17 protein-coding genes are annotated in these 19260 nt (G+C 63.5%); 6 read left to right on the forward strand and 11 right to left on the reverse strand.

The window, feature by feature from the left end; translation table 11 throughout:
• Positions 1 to 20: 20 nt before the first annotated feature.
• From flgG to motA, 10 genes are all read right to left on the reverse strand, one after another.
• Positions 21 to 809 carry a flagellar basal-body rod protein FlgG gene (gene flgG / locus JQ639_RS34010; protein ID WP_211969005.1) on the reverse strand — a complete coding sequence of 263 codons (789 nt, stop codon included), beginning with the start codon at positions 807 to 809 and terminating at the stop codon, positions 21 to 23.
• Between the two features lie 12 nt (positions 810 to 821).
• On the reverse strand, positions 822 to 1097 hold the full coding sequence (gene fliE / locus JQ639_RS34015) for a flagellar hook-basal body complex protein FliE (protein WP_502748199.1): 276 nt from the start codon (positions 1095 to 1097) through the stop codon (positions 822 to 824).
• A gap of 51 nt (positions 1098 to 1148) precedes the next feature.
• Positions 1149 to 1568, reverse strand: a complete 420-nt coding sequence (flgC, locus tag JQ639_RS34020; protein WP_211969003.1) for a flagellar basal body rod protein FlgC — start codon at positions 1566 to 1568, stop codon at positions 1149 to 1151.
• A gap of 5 nt (positions 1569 to 1573) precedes the next feature.
• Positions 1574 to 1951, reverse strand: a complete 378-nt coding sequence (flgB, locus tag JQ639_RS34025; RefSeq protein WP_349644583.1) for a flagellar basal body rod protein FlgB — start codon at positions 1949 to 1951, stop codon at positions 1574 to 1576.
• A 669-nt stretch (positions 1952 to 2620) separates the two neighbouring features.
• Positions 2621 to 3697, reverse strand: a complete 1077-nt coding sequence (locus JQ639_RS34030) for an EscU/YscU/HrcU family type III secretion system export apparatus switch protein (protein WP_211969001.1) — start codon at positions 3695 to 3697, stop codon at positions 2621 to 2623.
• 12 nt (positions 3698 to 3709) lie between these two features.
• On the reverse strand, positions 3710 to 4744 hold the full coding sequence (locus JQ639_RS34035) for a flagellar motor switch protein FliG (RefSeq protein WP_211969000.1): 1035 nt from the start codon (positions 4742 to 4744) through the stop codon (positions 3710 to 3712).
• A gap of 12 nt (positions 4745 to 4756) precedes the next feature.
• A complete protein-coding gene (gene fliN, locus JQ639_RS34040; protein ID WP_211968999.1) occupies positions 4757 to 5152 on the reverse strand; it encodes a flagellar motor switch protein FliN in 396 nt (131 codons plus the stop codon).
• Positions 5153 to 5193: 41 nt separating this feature from the next.
• Positions 5194 to 5481 carry a hypothetical protein gene (locus tag JQ639_RS34045; RefSeq protein ID WP_211968998.1) on the reverse strand — a complete coding sequence of 96 codons (288 nt, stop codon included), beginning with the start codon at positions 5479 to 5481 and terminating at the stop codon, positions 5194 to 5196.
• Positions 5462 to 6394, reverse strand: a complete 933-nt coding sequence (locus tag JQ639_RS34050) for a flagellar motor switch protein FliM (RefSeq protein ID WP_211968997.1) — start codon at positions 6392 to 6394, stop codon at positions 5462 to 5464. The genes JQ639_RS34045 and JQ639_RS34050 overlap by 20 nt, the downstream gene beginning before the upstream one ends.
• Entirely contained in the window at positions 6394 to 7299 is a 906-nt protein-coding gene (gene motA, locus JQ639_RS34055) for a flagellar motor stator protein MotA (protein ID WP_256443075.1), read from the reverse strand. The genes JQ639_RS34050 and motA overlap by 1 nt, the downstream gene beginning before the upstream one ends.
• Positions 7300 to 7456: 157 nt before the next feature.
• Between motA and JQ639_RS34060 the strand changes: the two genes are divergently transcribed.
• Positions 7457 to 8245: a DUF1217 domain-containing protein gene (locus JQ639_RS34060; RefSeq protein WP_211968995.1), complete on the forward strand. Its 789-nt coding sequence runs from the start codon at positions 7457 to 7459 to the stop codon at positions 8243 to 8245.
• Positions 8246 to 8250: 5 nt separating this feature from the next.
• Positions 8251 to 8982 carry a flagellar basal-body rod protein FlgF gene (flgF, locus tag JQ639_RS34065; RefSeq protein WP_211968994.1) on the forward strand — a complete coding sequence of 244 codons (732 nt, stop codon included), beginning with the start codon at positions 8251 to 8253 and terminating at the stop codon, positions 8980 to 8982.
• A gap of 604 nt (positions 8983 to 9586) precedes the next feature.
• Here flgF and JQ639_RS34070 read toward each other — a convergent pair.
• Positions 9587 to 9853, reverse strand: coding sequence for a hypothetical protein (locus tag JQ639_RS34070; RefSeq protein ID WP_211968993.1), 267 nt, complete (start codon positions 9851 to 9853; stop codon positions 9587 to 9589).
• Here JQ639_RS34070 and fliI point away from each other — a divergent pair.
• The 4 genes from fliI to JQ639_RS34090 all read left to right on the forward strand — a co-directional run bounded on the left by fliI (position 9852) and on the right by JQ639_RS34090 (position 19260).
• Positions 9852 to 11189, forward strand: coding sequence for a flagellar protein export ATPase FliI (gene fliI, locus JQ639_RS34075; RefSeq protein WP_211968992.1), 1338 nt, complete (start codon positions 9852 to 9854; stop codon positions 11187 to 11189). The genes JQ639_RS34070 and fliI overlap by 2 nt on opposite strands.
• Before the next feature lie 195 nt (positions 11190 to 11384).
• Positions 11385 to 14387 (forward strand): BPTD_3080 family restriction endonuclease, encoded by a 3003-nt coding sequence (locus JQ639_RS34080; protein WP_211968991.1) that lies wholly within the window; start codon positions 11385 to 11387, stop codon positions 14385 to 14387.
• Positions 14384 to 16252, forward strand: a complete 1869-nt coding sequence (locus tag JQ639_RS34085; RefSeq protein WP_211968990.1) for a GmrSD restriction endonuclease domain-containing protein — start codon at positions 14384 to 14386, stop codon at positions 16250 to 16252. The genes JQ639_RS34080 and JQ639_RS34085 overlap by 4 nt, the downstream gene beginning before the upstream one ends.
• The gene (locus JQ639_RS34090) at positions 16252 to 19260 is read left to right on the forward strand and encodes a site-specific DNA-methyltransferase (protein WP_211968989.1); all 3009 of its coding nucleotides are present in this window, start codon (positions 16252 to 16254) and stop codon (positions 19258 to 19260) included. The genes JQ639_RS34085 and JQ639_RS34090 overlap by 1 nt, the downstream gene beginning before the upstream one ends.

The following is a 19260-nucleotide window of genomic DNA, read 5'->3' on the forward strand; positions in this document are numbered from 1 at the left end:
GGCGCTTCTCCGCTGCAATGCTATCGGAGGCCCTTGGAGACGGTCGACGCCATGTCGTCCGCCGCCTGGATCACCTTGGAGTTCATTTCATAGGAACGCTGCGCCGAGATCAGCTCGGTGATTTCCTTCACCGGATCGACGTTCGAGCTCTCGAGATAACGCTGATGGATCTTGCCGAAGCCGGGATCGCCGGGCACGCCGACCACCGGCACGCCGGACGCCTGCGTTTCCTTGTAGAGATTGCCGCCGAGCGGATCGAGGCCCGCCTCGTTGGCGAAATTGGTGAGATTGAGCTGGCCGACCTGGCGCGGCGCGATCTCGGTGTCGAGCTTGGCGTAGACCTGGCCCGACTCGTTGACCGTGACCTCGACCGTTCCCTGCGGGATGATGATCGCGGGCTCGACGGTGTAGCCATCCGCGGTGACGAGCTGGCGGTCGGCATTGGTGTTGAACGAGCCGGCACGGGTGTACAGCGTCTCGCCGTTCGGCCCGGCCACCTGGAACCAGCCGCGGCCGTTGACAGCGAGATCGTAAGGGTTGCCTGTCTGCGCCAGCGTGCCCTGCAGGTGCAGCTTGCGCACGGCGACCGAGCGCACGCCGAGACCGAGCTTGGCGCCTTCGGGCACCGCGCCCTCGCCGGCGCGGTTCGGCACGCCCTGCATGCGGTCCACCTGATAGAACAGGTCGGTGAACTCGGCGCGGGCGCGCTTGTAGGACGTGGTGTTGATGTTGGCGATGTTGTTGGCGATGACCTCGACATTGAGCTGCTGGGCGCTCATGCCGGTCGCGGCGATGGCTAGGGCTTTCATGCGTTCAGTTCCTCAAATCGCCATCCGGCTGACTTCCTGGTAGGCCTGCACGACCTTGTCGCGCACGGCGACCGCCATCTGCAGCGTCTGCTCGGCGGACATCACCGCCTCGACGACCTTCTGCGCCGACACCTTGCCCTGGATGTAGGAGATCGAAGCGGCTTCGCCGGCCTTGACCGAGCCGATGGCGTCCGCTGCGACCTGCTCCAGCACACTGCCGAAGCCGGCGGGCGAGGTTGCCTGCGAGGCGGCGACCGGTGCGGTCCTCGTCACTTCACTGGCCTGCATGACGCCGTCGGCGCCCTTGAGAATCGAGGTGATCGCTTCAACGGTCATGGCTCATGCCCCCTTCAACAGGTCGATGGTCATCGCGACCATCGAGCGTGCCTGCTTCACCACCTGCAGGTTGGCCTCGTACGTCCGGTTGGTTTCGCGCATGTCGGCCATCTCGATCAGCGAGTTGACGTTCGGCATCTTGACGTAGCCGTTGGCATCCGCCGCCGGATGGGTCGGCTCGTACTCGACGCGAAACGGCGCGCGGTCGTTGCCGATGTCCTTGACCCTGACCACCTGCACGCCGGCAACACGGTCCATCTCGGCGTTGAAGGTCGTGGTCTTGCGGCGATAGGGATCGCTGCCCGGCGTGCGGCCGGTGGAATTGGCGTTGGCGAGGTTTTCAGACACCACGCGCAGGCGCGTGGACTGCGCCTCGAGGCCGGAGCTCGCGATCTGGACGGAAGCTTGCAGCGCATCGATCATCGGCGTCAGGCCTTCACGCTGGTCATGAACATGCGGTGGAAGGATTTGACGATCGCGGTATTGAGCGAATAGTCGCGATTGACGTCACCGGCCTTCATCATTTCCTGCTCGAGGCTGACGGAGTTGCCGGAGTGCACGACTTCCCAGCTGTTCTCCTTGCGCGTGCCCTGCGGCCGCATCGAGGGGCCGGCATCGAGATGCTTCGGCGACGTCGCCGCCAGCGGCACGACCTTGTTGTCGAAGATCTTGTCGAACGCCTCGATATCCCTGGCGCGATAGCCGGGCGTGTTGGCGTTGGCGACATTGCCGGCGATGGTCGCCTGGCGCAGCGACAGCCAGCGCGCATGCGAGGAAGCAAGATCGAAGAGATAGACAGGTCCCACAGCATCCCCACTGCGAATTATGGTTAACGGGGGTATAAGAATCAAAACTTGTCCGAAGCTGGTGCGGCTCGGCGGGCGACAGGCGCGATCGATGCGCGCGATCATTTCGCGCTTGAAAACAAGCCCGATTCACGCGTCACGACGTCAGCGCGAAGGGAGATCGCCTGCGCGATATGACGACATCGCGCCGCCATGACGGTGCGTTCTGCATCGAATCAGGTTCGCTCGAATCACCTGCGCGACCACACGTCTCGAGAGAGAAGACGCGCTGGCTGGCCGCTGCGCCGCGGCCTCATGGTTCGAGACGCGCGGCGCTGCCGCGCTCCTCACAATGAGGATGAGGCGGAGCAGGTCTGGACGCCCGGAAAACCGCGGCTGCGTGTTTGGCAGCCGACACTGATGCACGGCCAAACACCTGCCCCCACCACCGCGTCATTGCCGGGCTTGACCCGGCAAGCCAGCTTCGAGCGCGTCTATTGGTCCTGCGGCCAAGCTGGATCATCGGGTCACGGCGCCATCGGGCCGCGCCAGGCGCGGACCCGTTGCCGCCTGCCCGGTGATGACGCCATGAGACAGACGAACGCTCCGGGCCTCGGCCAATGGAAGCGATCGCGCACGTGCAGCCTTCCGCCACAAACGTGCACCAGCTCGCGACACGGAGGCCAGTACCTAAACCTTCTCTTGCTTCTTGCGTGACTGCAGGAAATAGATGATCTCGGCGATCGGGCGGAAGAACTCATGGGGGATGACGCGATCGACGTGCACCGCGTCGTACATCGAGCGCGCCAGCAGGCGGTCCTCGACCACCGGCACATTGTTCTGCTCGGCAAGTTCCCTGATCTTCAGGGCGATCAGGTCCTGCCCCTTGGCGAGCACGGTCGGCGCGGCGTCCTCGCCGTGGCGGTATTTCAGCGCGATGGCGAAGTGCGTCGGGTTGGCGATGACGAGGGTCGCGCGCGGCACGGCGGCAAGCATGGTCTTGCGGGCCCGGTCGCGGGCAAGCGAGCGCAGGCGCGACTTGACCAGCGGATCGCCCTCGGCCTGCTTGAATTCGTCCTTGAGCTCCTGGCGCGTCATGCGCAGGTCGCGCCGCCAGCTGAAGCGCGCCCACACGAGGTCGACCGCCACCAGCACGATGGTGGCGATGCTAACCGCCGACACCAGCCGCATCGACGTGGTCAGGATCAGCTCGGGCAGGCTGGTCGGATCGCTGAACAGTGAATTCACGGCCGCGGCCTCCTCAGCCCGCAAGGCTATGGACACCACGAGCCCGATGGCAAAGAACTTGAACACCGCCTTGGCGAACTCGACCCGGCCCTGGCCGCCAAAAATCCGCCCCCAGCCACGCCCGATCGAAATGCGCGAGCCATCCGGCTTGATGCGCTCGAACACGATGCGCGGCGCGTTCTGCAGGCTCGACGCGGCGATGCCGGCGACGGCAAGCACGACGACGGTCGGCACCATCAGCTGCGCGACATGGCCGCCGATCACCGACAGGAATTCGACCGCATCCGCGCCGTTGCGGATGCGAAAGCCGGAGGGATCGTCGATCAGGCGGCTGAGCGTGACGGCGAGGCCCCGCGCCAGGTCGGCGGCGAGGAAGCCCTGCACGATCAGCAGCCCCAGCATGGCGGCGAACACCGACGCCTCGCGCGAGACCGGGACCTTGCCCTTCTCGACGGAATCGCGAACCTTCTTTTCGGTCGGTTCTTCGGTCTGGCTTTCCTTGTCGGGCCCCTCGGACATCGCGAATGATCGTCAGGTGAAGACCTGCTGATCCTCCTGGTCCGGGTTGAGCTCGATCTCGCCGCGGCCGGCCATCTCCAGCGCCATGTCGGTGATGGTGCGCCGCGCGTCCATGATCTCGCGCTGGTTCGACGGCACGCCGTTGGCGAGCTCGTGCTCGACAAGACGGCGGGTGCGCGAGGCCAGCGACGACAGGATGAGCTCGCGGAAGGTCGAATCCGTGCCCTTGAGCGCGATGACGACGCGATCGGTCGGCACCTGGTCGAAGATCGACATCCGCGCCTTGGCGGTGAGATTGACGATGTCGTCGAAGGTGAACAGCATGCCCTTGAGAATCTCGGCCGACTTCGGCCGCGACTCCGACAGGTTCTTGAGCGTCTCCTCCATCTGCGCACGCTCCATCTTGTTGATGATGTCGGCCATGCGCGGATAGGTGTCGGAGGCGAGATTGCGCGCGAAGTTGATCATGAAGTCCTCGTGCATGGTCTTCTCGATGATCCCCATCGCGTCCTCGACCACGGGCTTCAGGCTCAGCATCCGGCGCATCAGGTTGTGGCGGTGATCCGGCGGCATCAGGCTCATGACGCGCGCGGCGCACGCCGGCTTGACCCGCGACAGGATCAGCGCGGCGGTCTGGGGATGCTCCTTGAGCAGGTAGTTGGCGAGCAGGCTCTCCGACACCGCGGAGATGCGCTCCCACACCGACTTGGTCTTGTTGCCGAGCACCTCGGAGATGATGTCCGTCACCTGCTCGGGCGGCAGCACGCCGTTGAGCAGCTTCTCCAGCTCGCCGACGGTGCCGAAGATGTTCGGCCCGCTGCCGAAGTGGCGGGCGAACTCCTCGATGATCTCTTCCAGCTCCGGCCCGGAGACCGGCTTGAGCTCCGCCGCAGCGCGGGTGACGAGGCGGATCTCCTCCGGATCGAACTCCTTGAGGACGCCGCCGGACAGTTCGCGGCCCATCGCCAGCAACAGCGCCGCGACCTTTTCCGTGCCGCGCAGCGGCCGGACTTCGACACCGCGCTTGGCTGGTGCATTGAACGCCATCGGCGGAGCCCTTTATGCCTCGACGTCGCCGACGCTTCCCCCGACGATCTCGGTGAGCGAGACGCCGAACCGCGAATTCTCGTCCTCGACCACGACGACCGCGCCGCGCGCGACAATGCGGCCGTTGACCACCACCTCGACCGGCTCGCCGACACGATGATCGAGCGGGATCACCGCGCCGCGCCCGAGCTTCATCAGGTCGGCGACCGGCATGGTCGCCGAGCCCAGCAGCACCTGCACCGTGACGGGGATGCGCAGGATCGGCTCGAGGTTGGTGAAGCGGCTGGTTTCCTCCGCCGCGCGGGCGGCGAGATCGGCGAGCTTGCCGATGGTGGCGCTGCCGAGCTTGTGCTCCGCCGGATTGAGCGGCGCGGACTTGCTGGGATCGGTCTCGAACGACTGCATCATGTCACCTGTGTTGGGCGCGGATCAGTGGCGAACGCCGCGCATCAAGTCTGCCGGCGCGCGGCATCGCCGAGCGCCTCGATATCCGTGACGGCCTTGCGGGCCTCGTCGATCTTGCTACCGAGGGCATGGACGAGCTGCTTCCCCTCGGCATTGAACTCGCGCACCATCACCACCATGTCGTCGACCGCCTCGTTGGTCTTGCCGAGCACCGCGGCGAAATCGCCCTGGCCGGCGCGCAGCAGTACCAGCTCGCGGTGCATGCGCGTGACGCGGATGCTGGTGACGAGGAGCGCGACGACGAGGACGAAATCAACGAGATAGGATGCCATCGATGAACTCCCGCTTCTGATCCGCCGATTCCTTGACCTGCAGCGAATAGGCGCCGTTGAGCTGGCCCATCTGGCACCAGAACAGGCGCTGGTTGTTGCACTCCAGGCGCACCAGCGTGCTCGGGGTGGCGTTGAGGTTGATGACCTGGCCGACCTTGAACGCGGCGACCTCGCCGAGGGTCAGCGAACGCTCCTCCAGCACGGCCTTGAGCACCACCTCGGTGCGCTGGATCTCGCTGTGCAGCTGCCGCGTCCAGTTCGGATCGGTCGACACCGATTCGCCGGACACGATCTGCGACAGCGACTGGCGCAGCGGATTGAGCACCGCGTGGGGAATGACGACGAACATCTCGCCGCCGCGATCGAGGCCTTGCACCAGGATCTTGGCATAGACCGCCATGTTGTTGAGGCGGCCGATGGCGAGATAATCCATGCGCGTCTCGACGCGTTCGAGATCGAACTTGACCTCCGACGCCCGCGAGAACGATGACTGCAGCGCCTTGCCGAAGCGCTCGAACAGCGCTTCCGCGACATGCTGCTCGACATTGGAGAACACGCGGGGCATGTCGAGCGGAGGCTCGGCGCCGTCGGAGCCGAACAGCAGCTCGACCATGGTGTAGACGAAGTCGCGGTCGAAGCCGATCAGGATGCGGCCGTCCCATGCCTGGGCATAGAACACCGCGACGATCGCCTCCGATTCGTAGCTGTCGAGGATTTCCGACAGGCGGCTGCTACCGACGCCGGTGAGCGAGAAATACGACTGCGACGGCGACATCGAGCGCAGGCTCTCGGCGCACAGCGTCGTCATCTGGTCGAAGATCACATGCAGCATCGGCATGCGATCGACCGAGATGCCGGCGGCGCCGAGCAGCTGGTCGGGCGCCTGGTCCCGCGCGGGCTTGCCGTCCGACATCACGCTTTCGCTCCTGCAACCTTGGGGGCGGGCTCGGCGGCGCCGCCCTTGGCCGCGCCGGGAATGGTCTCGTTCTCGACCACGTCGATCGACGGCCGCTCGCTCGGGCCGATCATCTTGCGGCCGTGCTCGATGGCGATCTGCGGCAGCGCGCCGTTCATGAACGCGAGCAGCGCCTGCTTGACGATGATGTAGAGGCGACACTGCTGCTCGCGCACCATCTTGACCTTGGTGGCGAGCGGCGCGACGAGGCCATAGGACAGGAAGATGCCCGCGAAGGTGCCGACCAGCGCCGCGCCGATCAGGCCGCCGAGCAGCTTCGGCGACTGGTCGAGCGCGCCCATCGCCTTGATGACGCCGAGCACCGCGGCGACGATACCGAGTGCCGGCAGGCCCTCGGCGATCGACATCAGCGCGTGATACGGCTTCATCTTGCTGCGGACGATGGTTTCGATCTCCTCGTCCATCAGCGACTCGATCTCGTGCGGGCGCGCGCTGCCCATGACGATGAGGCGAAAGTAGTCGCAGACGAAGTGCAGCAGCGATTCGTTGGCCAGCACCGCCGGAAAGTTCTGGAAGATTTCGGACGACGCCGGATCGTCGATATGGGCCTCGACCTCGTTGCGCCCCTTGTTGCGGACTTCGCGCATCAGGGCGTGCAGCAGGCCGAGCAGATCGAGGTAGTGGCGCTGCTTGGGCACCGCCACGGTGAACGCCTGCATGGTGGCGACGCCGGTGTCGACCACCGTCTTCCAGGGATTGGCGACAATGAAGGTGCCCGCCGCCATGCCCGCGATGATGACGAACTCCCAAGGCTGCCAGATCACGCTGAGGTGCCCGCCAAGCGCCATGAAGCCGCCCAGGAGACTGGCGATCGTGACGATGACGCCGAATAGAATGCTCAAGCCCGCCGCTCCGAATCGATTCATGAATCGTTTAGGAAGCGACGCTTGCACGAGGCTGACTGCCGCCCGCCCCGGACCCCAGGCAGGCCCGCACAAGCTTGCGCGCCGATTCTCGCAAATCACCGAACCATGTTCGCGCCGGGAGGCGCTGCCGCCGATGACGTCGACCATCGTCACCTACCAGATGATCTCGAACAACATGCTGCGCTCTCTGCAGCAGACCGCCGAGAAGCCGGACGTGTCGCGCGATACCGACTATTTTCTGAAAAATATCGGCAAGGCGAAGACGATCGACGATTTTCTCGGCGACTATCGCCTGTACTCCTACGCCATGAAGGCCTACGGCCTCTCCGACATGACCTATGCGAAAGCGTTCATGCGCAAGGTGCTGACGGAGGGCATCAGCAGCAAGAACGCCTTCGCCAACAAGCTGGTCGACCGCCGCTACCGCGACTTTGCCGCCGCCTTCAACTTCGCTGCCCTCGGCGATCACGCCACCAACACCACCGCGGCGACCACCGGCACGGCCAACAAGTATGTCCGCCAGGCGCTGGAAGAGGATGCCGGCAGCAAGAGCGAGGGCGTGCGCCTCGCGCTGTATTTCGAACGCAAGGCATCCACCATCACCAGCCCCTACCAGATCCTGTCCGACAAGGCGCTGATCCAGGTGGTGCAGACCGCGCTCGGCATCTCGTCGATGACCTCGATGGCCGACGTCGACAAGCAGGCGGCGATGCTGAGCAAGCGCATCGACTTCGCCGACTTCAAGGATCCCGCCAAGCTCAAGACCTTCCTGCAGCGCTTCAGCGCGATGTGGGACGTGCAGAACTCCGACGCGGCGAGCACTTCGCCCGCCCTCGCCATCATCACCGGCGGCCAGTCGCGCGACATGGGACTGAACGCCGACATCCTCACCAGCCTGCAGAACCTCAAGTTCGGACGCTAACGCCCATGCAATCGGCCCTCTATGTCAGCCTGTCCGCCCAGGTCGCCCTCGACAAGCGGATGGAGACCATCGCCAACAACCTCGCGAACATGAAGACCGCGGGCTTTCGCGCCGACGCGGTCAAGTTCGAGAGCGCGATGTCGCGTGCCGCGAGCCAGCCGGTGGCCTTCGCCGCGTCCGGCGAGAACTACATCTCGCGCAAGCCCGGCAGCGTGACGCGCACCGAAAACACCCTCGACGTCGCCGTGGTCGGCAACAGCTGGATGGCGTTCAACGGCCCGAACGGCCCGGTCTACACCCGCGACGGCCGCATGCAGCTGGCCGGCGGCGGCGAGCTGCAGACGGTGTCGGGCTTTCCTGTGCTCGATTCCGGCGGCATGCCGATCATCATCGATCCCGAAGGCGGCCCGCCAACCATCACCCGCAACGGCAGCATCATGCAGGGCAACAACCAGGTGGGCGTGCTCGGCCTCTACGAGATCTCGCCGGCGGCGCGGCTGGAGCGCTTCGGCAACTCCGGCGTCATCCCCGACCGCGCCGCGGCGCCCGTGGTCGATTTCCTCAACACCGGGTTCCAGCAGGGTTTTGTCGAGGACTCCAACGTCGATTCGCTGTCCGAGCTGACCCAGCTGATCAACGCCACCCGCTCGTTCCAGAGCGTGACGTCGCTGATCGAGGGCTCGGAAGGCACCATGCAGAACGCCATCCGCACCCTCGGCGAGCCGGCGAAGGGGTGAGATCGCCTCATCGCCACCAGCGCTCGGGACGCGATGTGATCCGTCACCCTGAGGTGGCTATGCACAGCATGGCCCTCGAAGGGCGACGGCCGCGGGGCGTGCCCGCCGCTCGCGGCTCAGGCCAGCTAGCCGAGAGGCCCCGGCCGTCCATCCTTCGAGGCTCGCTCCGCTCGCACCTCAGGATGACGGGGACAGGGCGGCAACCGTGCGCGATCGTCGACGCTGGCATCAGCTCTGCTGAGCCCCCAACCCTGACATCCCTCATTCCTGCTTCTTCAGTCATCCGTCACCCTGAGGTGGCCATGCACAGCATGGCCCTCGAAGGGCGACGGCCGCGGGGCGTGCCCGCCGCTCGCGGCTCAGACCAGCTAGCCGAGAGGCCTCGGCCGTCCATCCTTCGAGGCTCGCTGCGCTCGCACCTCAGGATGACGGGGAGAGGCAGAGACCGGACGCGAACGGAGAGCACCGGTACCGCGCGCTCGTCGCACTCGCTGACGGCGCGATGCGATCGTTGCACGATGCCTACCCCATCCACCGCGTCATTGCCGGGCTTGACCCGGCAATCCAGCTTTCTTCGGGGGGCGTGCGATGGTCCGCGGCTGGATCACCGGGCCGCGGCGCTGTCGCGCCGGCCCGGTGATGACGCAGAACGAGATGGCAGCCCCACCGCGAGAGGCGAGCCAGAGACCGCAGGGACGGGCACGTCCTCGTCCTCTTCCTCTTCCTCTTCCTCTTCCTCTTCCTCTTCCTCTTCCTCTTCCTCTTCCTCTTCCTCTTCCTCTTCCTCTTCCTGCTTCTCCTCTGCTTCCCGCCTCCGCCCTCGCGCGCGCGCCCGCGCGTCCCTTCCCTGCCCAGCGGCCTGACGCTCCATGAACGCCCTCGAAGAACTCGAAGCCAGCCTTAACACCCTGCGCAAGGAGATGCCGCCGGTGCGCATCGGCGGGTTCGTGACCGAGGTGGCGGCGACGCATTATCGGGTCGGCGGGCTGTCGGCGCATGTCCGGCTCGGCGAGCTGATCGGCCTCGAAATCGACGGGCGGATGCAGCTCGGCGAAGTGGTGCGCATCGACGCCGGCGGAGTCACGGCGAAGCCGTTCGATTCCCATATCGGCGCCGGCCTTGGCCTCACGGCCTATCGCATGCCGCCCAAAACCATCGCGCCGCATCCGAGCTGGAAAGGCCGGGTGCTGAATGCCCTCGCCGAGCCGATCGATGGCGCCGGCGTGCTGCAAACCGGCGAGCGGGCGATGTCGACCGACGCGGGGCCGCCGCCGGCGGTCGGCCGGAGCCGCGTGCGGACGCCGCTGCGCACCGGCGTGCGGGTGCTCGACCTGTTCACGCCGCTGTGCCGGGGGCAGCGCATCGGCATCTTCGCCGGCTCCGGCGTCGGCAAGACGACGCTGCTGGCGATGATGGCGCAGAGCCGTGGCTTCGACACCGTGGTGACGGCGCTCGTCGGCGAGCGCGGCCGCGAGGTGCGCGAATTCCTCGACGACACGCTGGGCCAGGATCGCGCGCGCGCCATCACCGTGGTCTCCACCAGCGACGAGAGCCCGATGATGCGGCGCCTCGCGGCCAAGACCGCGACCACCATCGCCGAATACTTTCGCGACCGGGGCGAATCCGTGCTGCTGATCGTCGATTCGGTGACGCGCTTTGCGCACGCCGCGCGCGAGGTGGCGCTGGCGACCGGCGAGCCGGCGGTGGCGCGCGGCTATGCGCCGAGCGTGTTCAGCGACCTGCCGCGCCTCCTGGAGCGCTCCGGCCCGGGCACGGAGGGACAGGGCTCGATCACCGGCATCTATGCGGTGCTGGTGGACGGCGACGACCACAACGAACCGATCGCCGACACCGTGCGCGGCACGCTCGACGGCCACATCGTGCTCGACCGCGCGGTGGCCGATCAGGGGCGCTATCCGGCGGTCAACGTGCTGTCATCGGTGTCGCGCCTCGCCCAGCAGGTGTGGACGGCGGAGGAAGGCCACCTGCTGCGCCGGCTGCGCGCCATGATCGCCCGCTTCGAGGACACGCGCGACCTGCGCCTGATGGGCGGCTACCAGCCAGGCCGCGACGGCGAGCTCGACCAGGCGGTGCAGCTGGTGCCGAAGATCTACGACCTGATGTGCCAGATGCCGACGGACCCGCAGAGCACCGAGCCGTTCCAGGAGCTGCTGGAGGTGATCAAGAAGGAGATGGGATCGGCGTGACCGAGCAGCATGGACCCGGCAAGACCAGGCAGCGAGCTAGGGACACCAACTGCTGCGTAATGCCGCATGCTATCCGGAAGAACTGGCCTGCACCCGCCCACTCTCGAATTACGCGAGTCCTCCGGCAAACTCGCGGGAGTTGCGAAGGTGTAAGTGGCGGCTATACTGGGCTACCAAGCCCTCCGGATACCTGCCTTGAACAGTTTTTACGAACGGCCAATCCTGAACTCGCCTTATCGCGCGCCCGAGCTGCACCACCCACTCGATAAGAACGGCCGCCCGATCGAAGGCGAACCCAAGCGGGGTCGCAGACCATCCCGTTTCATCGTGCCCGTTCCGTCTTCGCGCAAGCGCGCGTCAACGGCTCAGACATCGCTCGATCTGGAAACCTACACCGAAAACGCGCTGATCAACGAGGTTCGGGGCTACGTCGACAGCTGGCGCTTGCTGCGCAATCCCGCCGACTGGGGCGTCACCGGCGTCTCCCAAAGGCTGCTGGAGCATTGGCGCCGGCCTCAAGAATGGTGGGCCGGCCCGCGCCCCTTTTTCTGTCAGGTCGAAGCCGTCGAGACGATCATCTGGCTGACCGAAGTTGCACCCAAGCGTGCGGCATCGAAAGGCCTCCTGAATCAGATCACCAAGGCCAACCAAGAGGCCAACCCGGAGCTGTTCCGCCTCGCCATGAAGATGGCAACCGGCAGCGGCAAGACGACTGTCATGGCCATGCTGATTGCGTGGCAAGCCGTGAACGCCGCCCGCAGGGAATCGAAGGACTTCTCCCGCGCTTTCCTGATCGTAACGCCGGGGATCACGATCAAGGATCGGCTTCGCGTGCTGCAGCCGAGCGAGCCGGACAACTATTACCAGACGCGCGAGATCGTGCCGCCGGACATGCTGCCCGATATTCGCCGCGCGGAAATCGTGATCACCAACTATCATACTTTCCAGCATCGCGAGACGCTGGCCTTGCCCAAGGTCGCGCGCAGCTTCCTGCAGGGAAATGATCCCGAGCCGCTCAAGACGACGGAAACAGACGCGGAGATGCTGGAGCGGGCCTGCGGCAAGCTTCTCAACTACGACCGCGTCAATGTCGTCAACGACGAAGCGCACCATTGCTACCGACACAAGGCTGGCGATGATGTCGAAGGTACGCTCACCGGGGACGCCAAAAGGGAAGCAGCCGAAAACGAGGAAGCCGCCCGGCTTTGGATTAACGGCATCGAAGCGCTGGGTCGCAAGCTGTCGAAGGGCGTGCGCGCGGTTTACGACCTCTCGGCGACCCCATTCTTTCTTCGCGGTTCAGGCTATCCAGAGGGCTACCTCTTTCCCTGGGTCGTCTCCGACTTCAGCCTGATGGACGCGATCGAGAGCGGCATTGTAAAACTACCGCGCGTGCCCGTGAGCGACAATCTCGTGCAGACTGAAACGGTCGTCTACCGCGACCTTTGGAAGCACATCGGCGGGGATCTGCCGAAGACTGCCACGGGGGCCGCCAAGCTCAGCCCCTTCGACCTGCCCAATATGTTGAAGACTGCGCTGAACGCGCTCTACAGCCACTACGAGGGTGAGTTCGACCGCTGGCAGCGGGCTGGGATCGGTGTCCCGCCCGTCTTCATCGTGGTGTGCCAGAACACCGCGATTTCCAAGCTGGTGTTCGAATGGATCGCCGGGTTCGAGGGCGGGAATGCCGAGGACGGCGAGCGCGCAGCTTTTCATGCCGGCCACCTGGAACTCTTCCGCAATTACGACGACCAGGGCGCTCGCTTTCCCCGTCCACGCACACTGCTGATCGATTCCCGACAGATCGAATCCGGCGACGCGCTCGACAAAAGCTTTCGCGACGCCGCCGGCCCCGAGATCGAACAGTTCAAGCGCGAGCTTGCGGCCCGCGAAGGCGCTGGTGCGGCGCAAGGCGAAGCGAGCGAAAGCGCGTTGCTGCGCGAAGTGATGAACACGGTCGGCCGCACTGGCCGTCTCGGCGAGCAGATCCGCTGCGTCGTCTCGGTCTCCATGCTGACCGAAGGGTGGGACACAAACACCGTGACGCACATCCTGGGTGTTCGTGCGTTCGGCACCCAGCTGCTGTGCGAGCAGGTGGTCGGACGTGGCTTGCGCCGCCAATCCTACGATCTCAACCCTGAAACCGGCCTGTTCGATGTCGAATACGCCGACATCATGGGCATCCCGTTCGACTTTGCGTCTTCGCCGCAGGCGGCCAAACCGACGAAGCCGAAACCGGTGATCCGCGTCCATGCGATCAAGGAGCGAGCACAACTCGAAATCGGCTTCCCGCGCGTCAGTGGCTATCGTCGCGACCTGCCGTCGGAGAAACTCGAAGCTGTCTTCAGCAACGATAGCCGCCTGGAGATCACGCCGGCAGATATCGGCCCGACCTCCGTCGTCATGGAGGGGATCGTCGGGGCCGGCGTCACGATCACGCCCCAGGTGCTGGAGCGGCTGCGCCCCTCCGAGATCAGCTTCAATCTCGCCAAGCACCTGCTCTATACGAGCTTCCGCGACGAGGACGGATTTCCGAAACAACATCTCTTTCCGCAAATCCAGCGCCTCGCGCGTCGCTGGCTCGATGAGGGCTATCTCGTCCCGAAAGGCGTGCCGGTCGGCGCGATCCTGTATCAGGATCAGCTCGCCCGCGCGGCGGAGAAAATTGACATCGCCTGCACGCGCGGCAGCAAGGGACGCATCGTCGCAGTGCTCGATCCCTACAATCCCAAAGGCTCGACGCGACACGTCAATTTCATTACATCGAAGCCCTGCTGGACCACCGGCGCGCAGCCGCCGAAGAGCCACATCAGCCATGTCGTGCTGGACTCGAGCTGGGAGCAGCAGCTCGCCCTGACGCTCGAGAACCATCCGCGCGTGCTGGCATATGCCAAGAATCAAGCCCTCGGGTTCGAGATTCCCTATCTTGATAGTGGCGTGACACGGCGCTACCTGCCCGACTTCCTGGTCCGCCTCAACGATGACGGTGGCGAGTCCCTTAACCTCGTGCTGGAGGTGAAGGGAATCAAGGACGAGGCCGACAAGGCCAAAGCCCAGACGACTCGCGATCTCTGGGTGCCAGGTGTCAATGCGCTCGGCGGCTTCGGCCACTGGGCTTTTGCCGAATTCCGCGACTGGGCCGTGATGAAAGAGGACTTCGCCGCGCTGGTCGACAAGCTGATGGGGGACAGCAAATGACAACTTCGTTCAAGACTCACCCAGCCTCGCTGAAAGATCTGATGCGGGACTGCCACGATGGAAAACTGCAACTTCCAGATTTCCAACGTGGTTGGGTTTGGGATCAGGATCGCATCATCGATCTACTGGCTTCGATCTCTGAAGGCTTCCCGGTTGGTGCACTCATGACGCTGGATGCATCGGGCGAAGTCGCCTTCGCCGTCCGCCCAGTCGAAGGCGCTCCAGCTGCCAACAAGCCGCTCGATGCCTATCTGCTCGATGGGCAACAGCGAATGACATCACTATACCAGTCGACGTCAACGCGTTCCGCAGTTCTTACACAGACCGCGAAGAAGAGACCTGCTCGTTTGCATTTCTATTTCAACATCAAAGCAGCTCTCAATCCGAACGTCGCCCGGCGTGACGCAATCGTTGCGGTGCCTGAAGATCGCATTATTCGCGAGAATTTCGGCCGCGATATTGCTCTCGACCTCTCGACCGAGGAGGCGGAATTCGCTGCGCTCCATTTCCCGATTGACCGCATATTCGACGCACAACTCTGGATACAGGCCGCCCTGACTTGGGTCTTGAAGGATATGGGTGTCCGTCAAGACCACATGGCTTTGATTAATGATTTCGCAATAAAGGTGATAAACAACTTTGCTGAATATCATGTGCCGGTCATCACCCTTGGCAGGGATACTAGCCGCGCCGCCGTGTGCCTCGTCTTCGAGAAGGTGAATACTGGCGGGAAGGCCCTTGACGCGTTCGAACTCGTAACAGCCATGTACGCGGGCCAAGAGTTCCATCTTCGCGACGATTGGAAAGCTCGTCGCGATCGACTGGCCAAGCTGCCGGTCCTCGCCAACGTAGAACCGGTCGAATTTCTCCAGGCTGTATCGCTCCTGCATACAAAAGCCGCTCGAACCGAGGCGGAGGCCGATGGCCGAGATCCACCTGCAATTAGCGCGTCTCGCAACAGTCTGCTGCAAATTCCGCTATCGGCATACCTCAAATATGCCGATAAGATCGAGCAAGGGTATATAACGGCAGCCAAATTCCTCCACGGAGTCAAAATCTTTCGTGCCCGGGATCTGCCGTATCAAACACAGCTCGTACCGTTGGCTGCGATTCTAGCAGAGCTCGGACCGAACTGGGAGAATGACGCAGTCCGCAAACTACTCGCACGCTGGTATTGGTGTGGTGTTTTCGGTGAGCTATACGGATCGGCAGTCGAATCTCGCTTCGCGCTCGATATCCGCGATGTACCCCGGTGGTTCACTGGCGGCCCCACTCCCCAAACAGTCGAAAGAGCGGATTTTCGTGAAGAACGCTTACGCACTCTGCGCACCAGACTGTCGGCTGCGTATAAGGGCGTCCACGCCCTCTTGATGCGCTCTGGCGCGGAGGATTTCAGGTCGGGTCAACCCTTCGACCAAGCTGTGTTCTTTGATGAAAACGTCGACATTCACCACATTTTTCCGGAGGCATGGTGCAAGCAACAGGGCATCAAGCCCGAGGCCTACAACAGCATTATCAATAAGACGCCATTGTCGGCTCGGACAAACCGGATCATTGGGGGCGCCGCTCCATCAACCTACCTGTCTCGCCTTGAGAATGGCCATGCACAAAATTCGCCGATCGCCGCCGATCGCCTCGAATCCATCCTGAAAACTCATGAAATTGACATCGAACTTATGCAGGCTAACGACTTCGACACTTTCTTCGACGACCGCCGCGGACGACTGCTCGAACTGATCGAGAGCGCCATGGGCAAGCCCGCGGTTCGCGAAGATGTTGCGCCCCCCGATCCTGATGACCGTTATGACGAAGAAGAACAGGAAGCGGAGCTGAAGAGCGCATCCGAGAGCGAGGTCGCTGCCTGATGGCCCGTTCGCCCCGATCTCCCAATGGCAAGTCCTCGAAACAGGTCGATACTCTCAAACATAACGAAGCCACGCGCCGAAACATTCCCACGGCGGAGATGGAGAGCTTCTTCCGGCGCGAGGAGGATTCGGCCCCGATGCCGCCGAAGCACTATCCGCGTACCCGCCCGCTGACCGAGGGCGAGACGCGGACGGCCGAAGAGCCGCGCCAGCCGGAACTGATCTGGAGCGGCGCCAGGATCACCATCACCGACGCGCAGATGAAGGAGTTGGCCGAGACCGGCTCGCTCACGCTTTCAGATGCACAGCTCGTCTGGCGCGGCAAGGACCGGCAGGACTGGAGCGACCTCGTCGTCAACGTGCCGCCGCTCTACATTCAGGAGAAGATCCACCCCAAGGCTATCATCGACGATCTGAAGCGCCGGACAGCGCAGACACGCGAGGCAACGACCGACGCGCCGGACCTGTTCGCAGACTTCAACGGTCTCGATCCCGAAGCGCGCGCCGAGTTCTATCAGCACGACCAGCACTGGTCGAACCGCATGATACTCGGCGACAGCCTCCAGGTGATGGCAAGCTTGTCCGAGCGCGAGAGCCTAAAGGGCAAGGTGCAGTGCATCTATTTCGACCCACCCTATGGCATCAGATTCAACTCAAATTGGCAGGTGTCCACTCAAAGTCGTGATGTGAGAGACGGCAAGCAGACTGATATTTCTCGTGAGCCCGAGCAGGTCAAGGCGTTCCGCGACACCTGGAAGGATGGCATCCATAGCTATCTGACATATCTGCGCGATCGCCTGACCGCGATGCGAGATCTGCTGACGGACAGCGGCTCGATCTTCGTGCAGATCGGGGACGAGAACGTACACCGCGTAAGAGCAGTGATGGATGAGGTGTTTGGATCGGAGAACTGTGTCGTAGAAATCTTACAGAAGAAGAAGGGTGCCCAAAAGGGAAACTTTATTGACCCCGTTAATGATTACATATTGTGGTACTCTCGAAATCCTCGCCCTTCTGGCTTGCTCAAGTTCCGGCCTATATTTGAGCAGCGGGAAATCGACTCAGAAACCGTCGACGAGTTCTCAAAAATTGAGCTCCCCTCTGGCGAAATAATTAATCTAAAGGGATATTTGGATCGAGATGGAAACCTCTTGGATTTCAGACAGTATCCGGGACGCCTGAAGGCAGAATTTCCTGGAGGGCGTCTCCTGAGGCCTTGGCCGATCACAAATGGGGGCCACCGCGAAAATCAAATGGCGCCTGTCGTATTGAATGGCAAGCCCTATTCTCCTCCGCGCGACCGTTGCTGGAGCCACACATCCAGACCCCAAGAGCAGAGATTTTCTGGGATGGAGCGCGTTGCAGCGAGCGGGCGATTGATGGCTTCGTCGACCAGTCTCGATTTCAAGCGATATCTGGACGACTTTCCGTACAAGACAATTTCGAACTGGTGGGACGGACTCGGCGGGGCCGCCAATCCGATTTATGTAGTCCAGACCAACGAACGCATCTTGGAACGCCTCATTCTGATGACAACCGATCCTGGCGATCTTGTACTTGATCCCACATGCGGCTCGGGTACTACCGCTTATGTTGCGGAGCAATGGGGCCGTCGCTGGATCACGATCGACACCAGCCGCATCGCACTCGCACTTGCTCGCACACGTCTCATGTCGGCGCGCTATCCTTGGTACCTTCTCGCTGACAGTAGAGAGGGACACTCCAAAGAGGCGGAACTAACCCAGCGCCCGCCTGCCGACACTTCGATCCATCATGACATACGACAGGGCTTCGTTTGCCGTCGCGCCACATACATCACCTCTGGACTGATCGCCAACAACCCGCTGATCGACGATATTTGGAAGAAGTGGCAGGCGACGCTGGAGCCGCTTCGCGCTGCACTCAATACAGCCCTCCGCAAATCATACGAGGAATGGCAAATTCCGCGCGACCTGCCCGCGGACGCGCCCGCTTCAGCCAAGGAAGCCCACGCAAAATGGTGGGAGGCGCGGATCGCCCGCCAGAAGGAAATCGACGCCTCCATCGCCGCGCGGGCCGACGTCGAATATCTCTACGACAAGCCTTACACGGACAATTCCCGCGTCCGCGTAGCCGGCCCGTTCACGGTCGAAAGCCTGTCGCCGCACCGTGCGCTGCCAGCGAGCGAACAAGAGCTGATCGACGACATCGAGGCCGCAGAGGGCCGGCGCTCGACCGCGGACGCGGATCTGGCGGGGCAGGACTTCGCGGCTATCGTGATCGACTATCTCAAGGCCGAGGGCGTCAAGCAACAGGCCAAGGGCGACCGCATCACCTTCGAAAGCCTGACGCCTTGGCCGGGCAACTTCGTCGGTGCGAGCGGCACGTTCATTGAAGGTGAAAACGGCCCTGAGCGCCGGGCCGCGATCCTGATCGGCCCGGAATACGGCACTGTCGGCCGCCAGGACATCGTCGCGGCCGCCCGGGAAGCGGTGGATGCCCGCTTCGACGTGCTGATCGCCTGCGCCTTCAACTTCGACGCCCACTCTTCGGAGCTTGCAAGCCTGGGCAGCCTCAAGATCCTCAAGGCGCGCATCAACCCCGACATGCACATGTCGGACGAGCTCAAGAATACCGGGCGCGGCAACATGTTCGTCGTATTCGGCGAGCCTGACGTCGAAATCATCGACGACGGCGGTTCTGACATCCGCGTAAAAGTGCATGGTGTCGACGTGTTCGATCCCAATACCGGGGAGATCCGCTCGAATGACACAGCGGGCATTGCTGCCTGGTTCATCGACTCCGACTACAACGAGGAGAGCTTCTTCGTCCGCCACGCCTACTTCCTCGGCGCCAACGATCCCTACAAGAGCCTGAAGACGGCGCTCCAGGCCGAGGTCGACGAGGACGCCTGGGCGACGCTCTATTCCGACATCTCGCGCCCGTTCGAGCGGCCGAAGAACCGCCGCATCGCAGTGAAGGTCATCAACCACTTTGGCGACGAGGTGATGAAGGTGTTCGGGGTGTGA

This window comes from Bradyrhizobium sp. U87765 SZCCT0048, assembly GCF_018131225.1.
GTDB lineage: Bacteria > Pseudomonadota > Alphaproteobacteria > Rhizobiales > Xanthobacteraceae > Bradyrhizobium_A.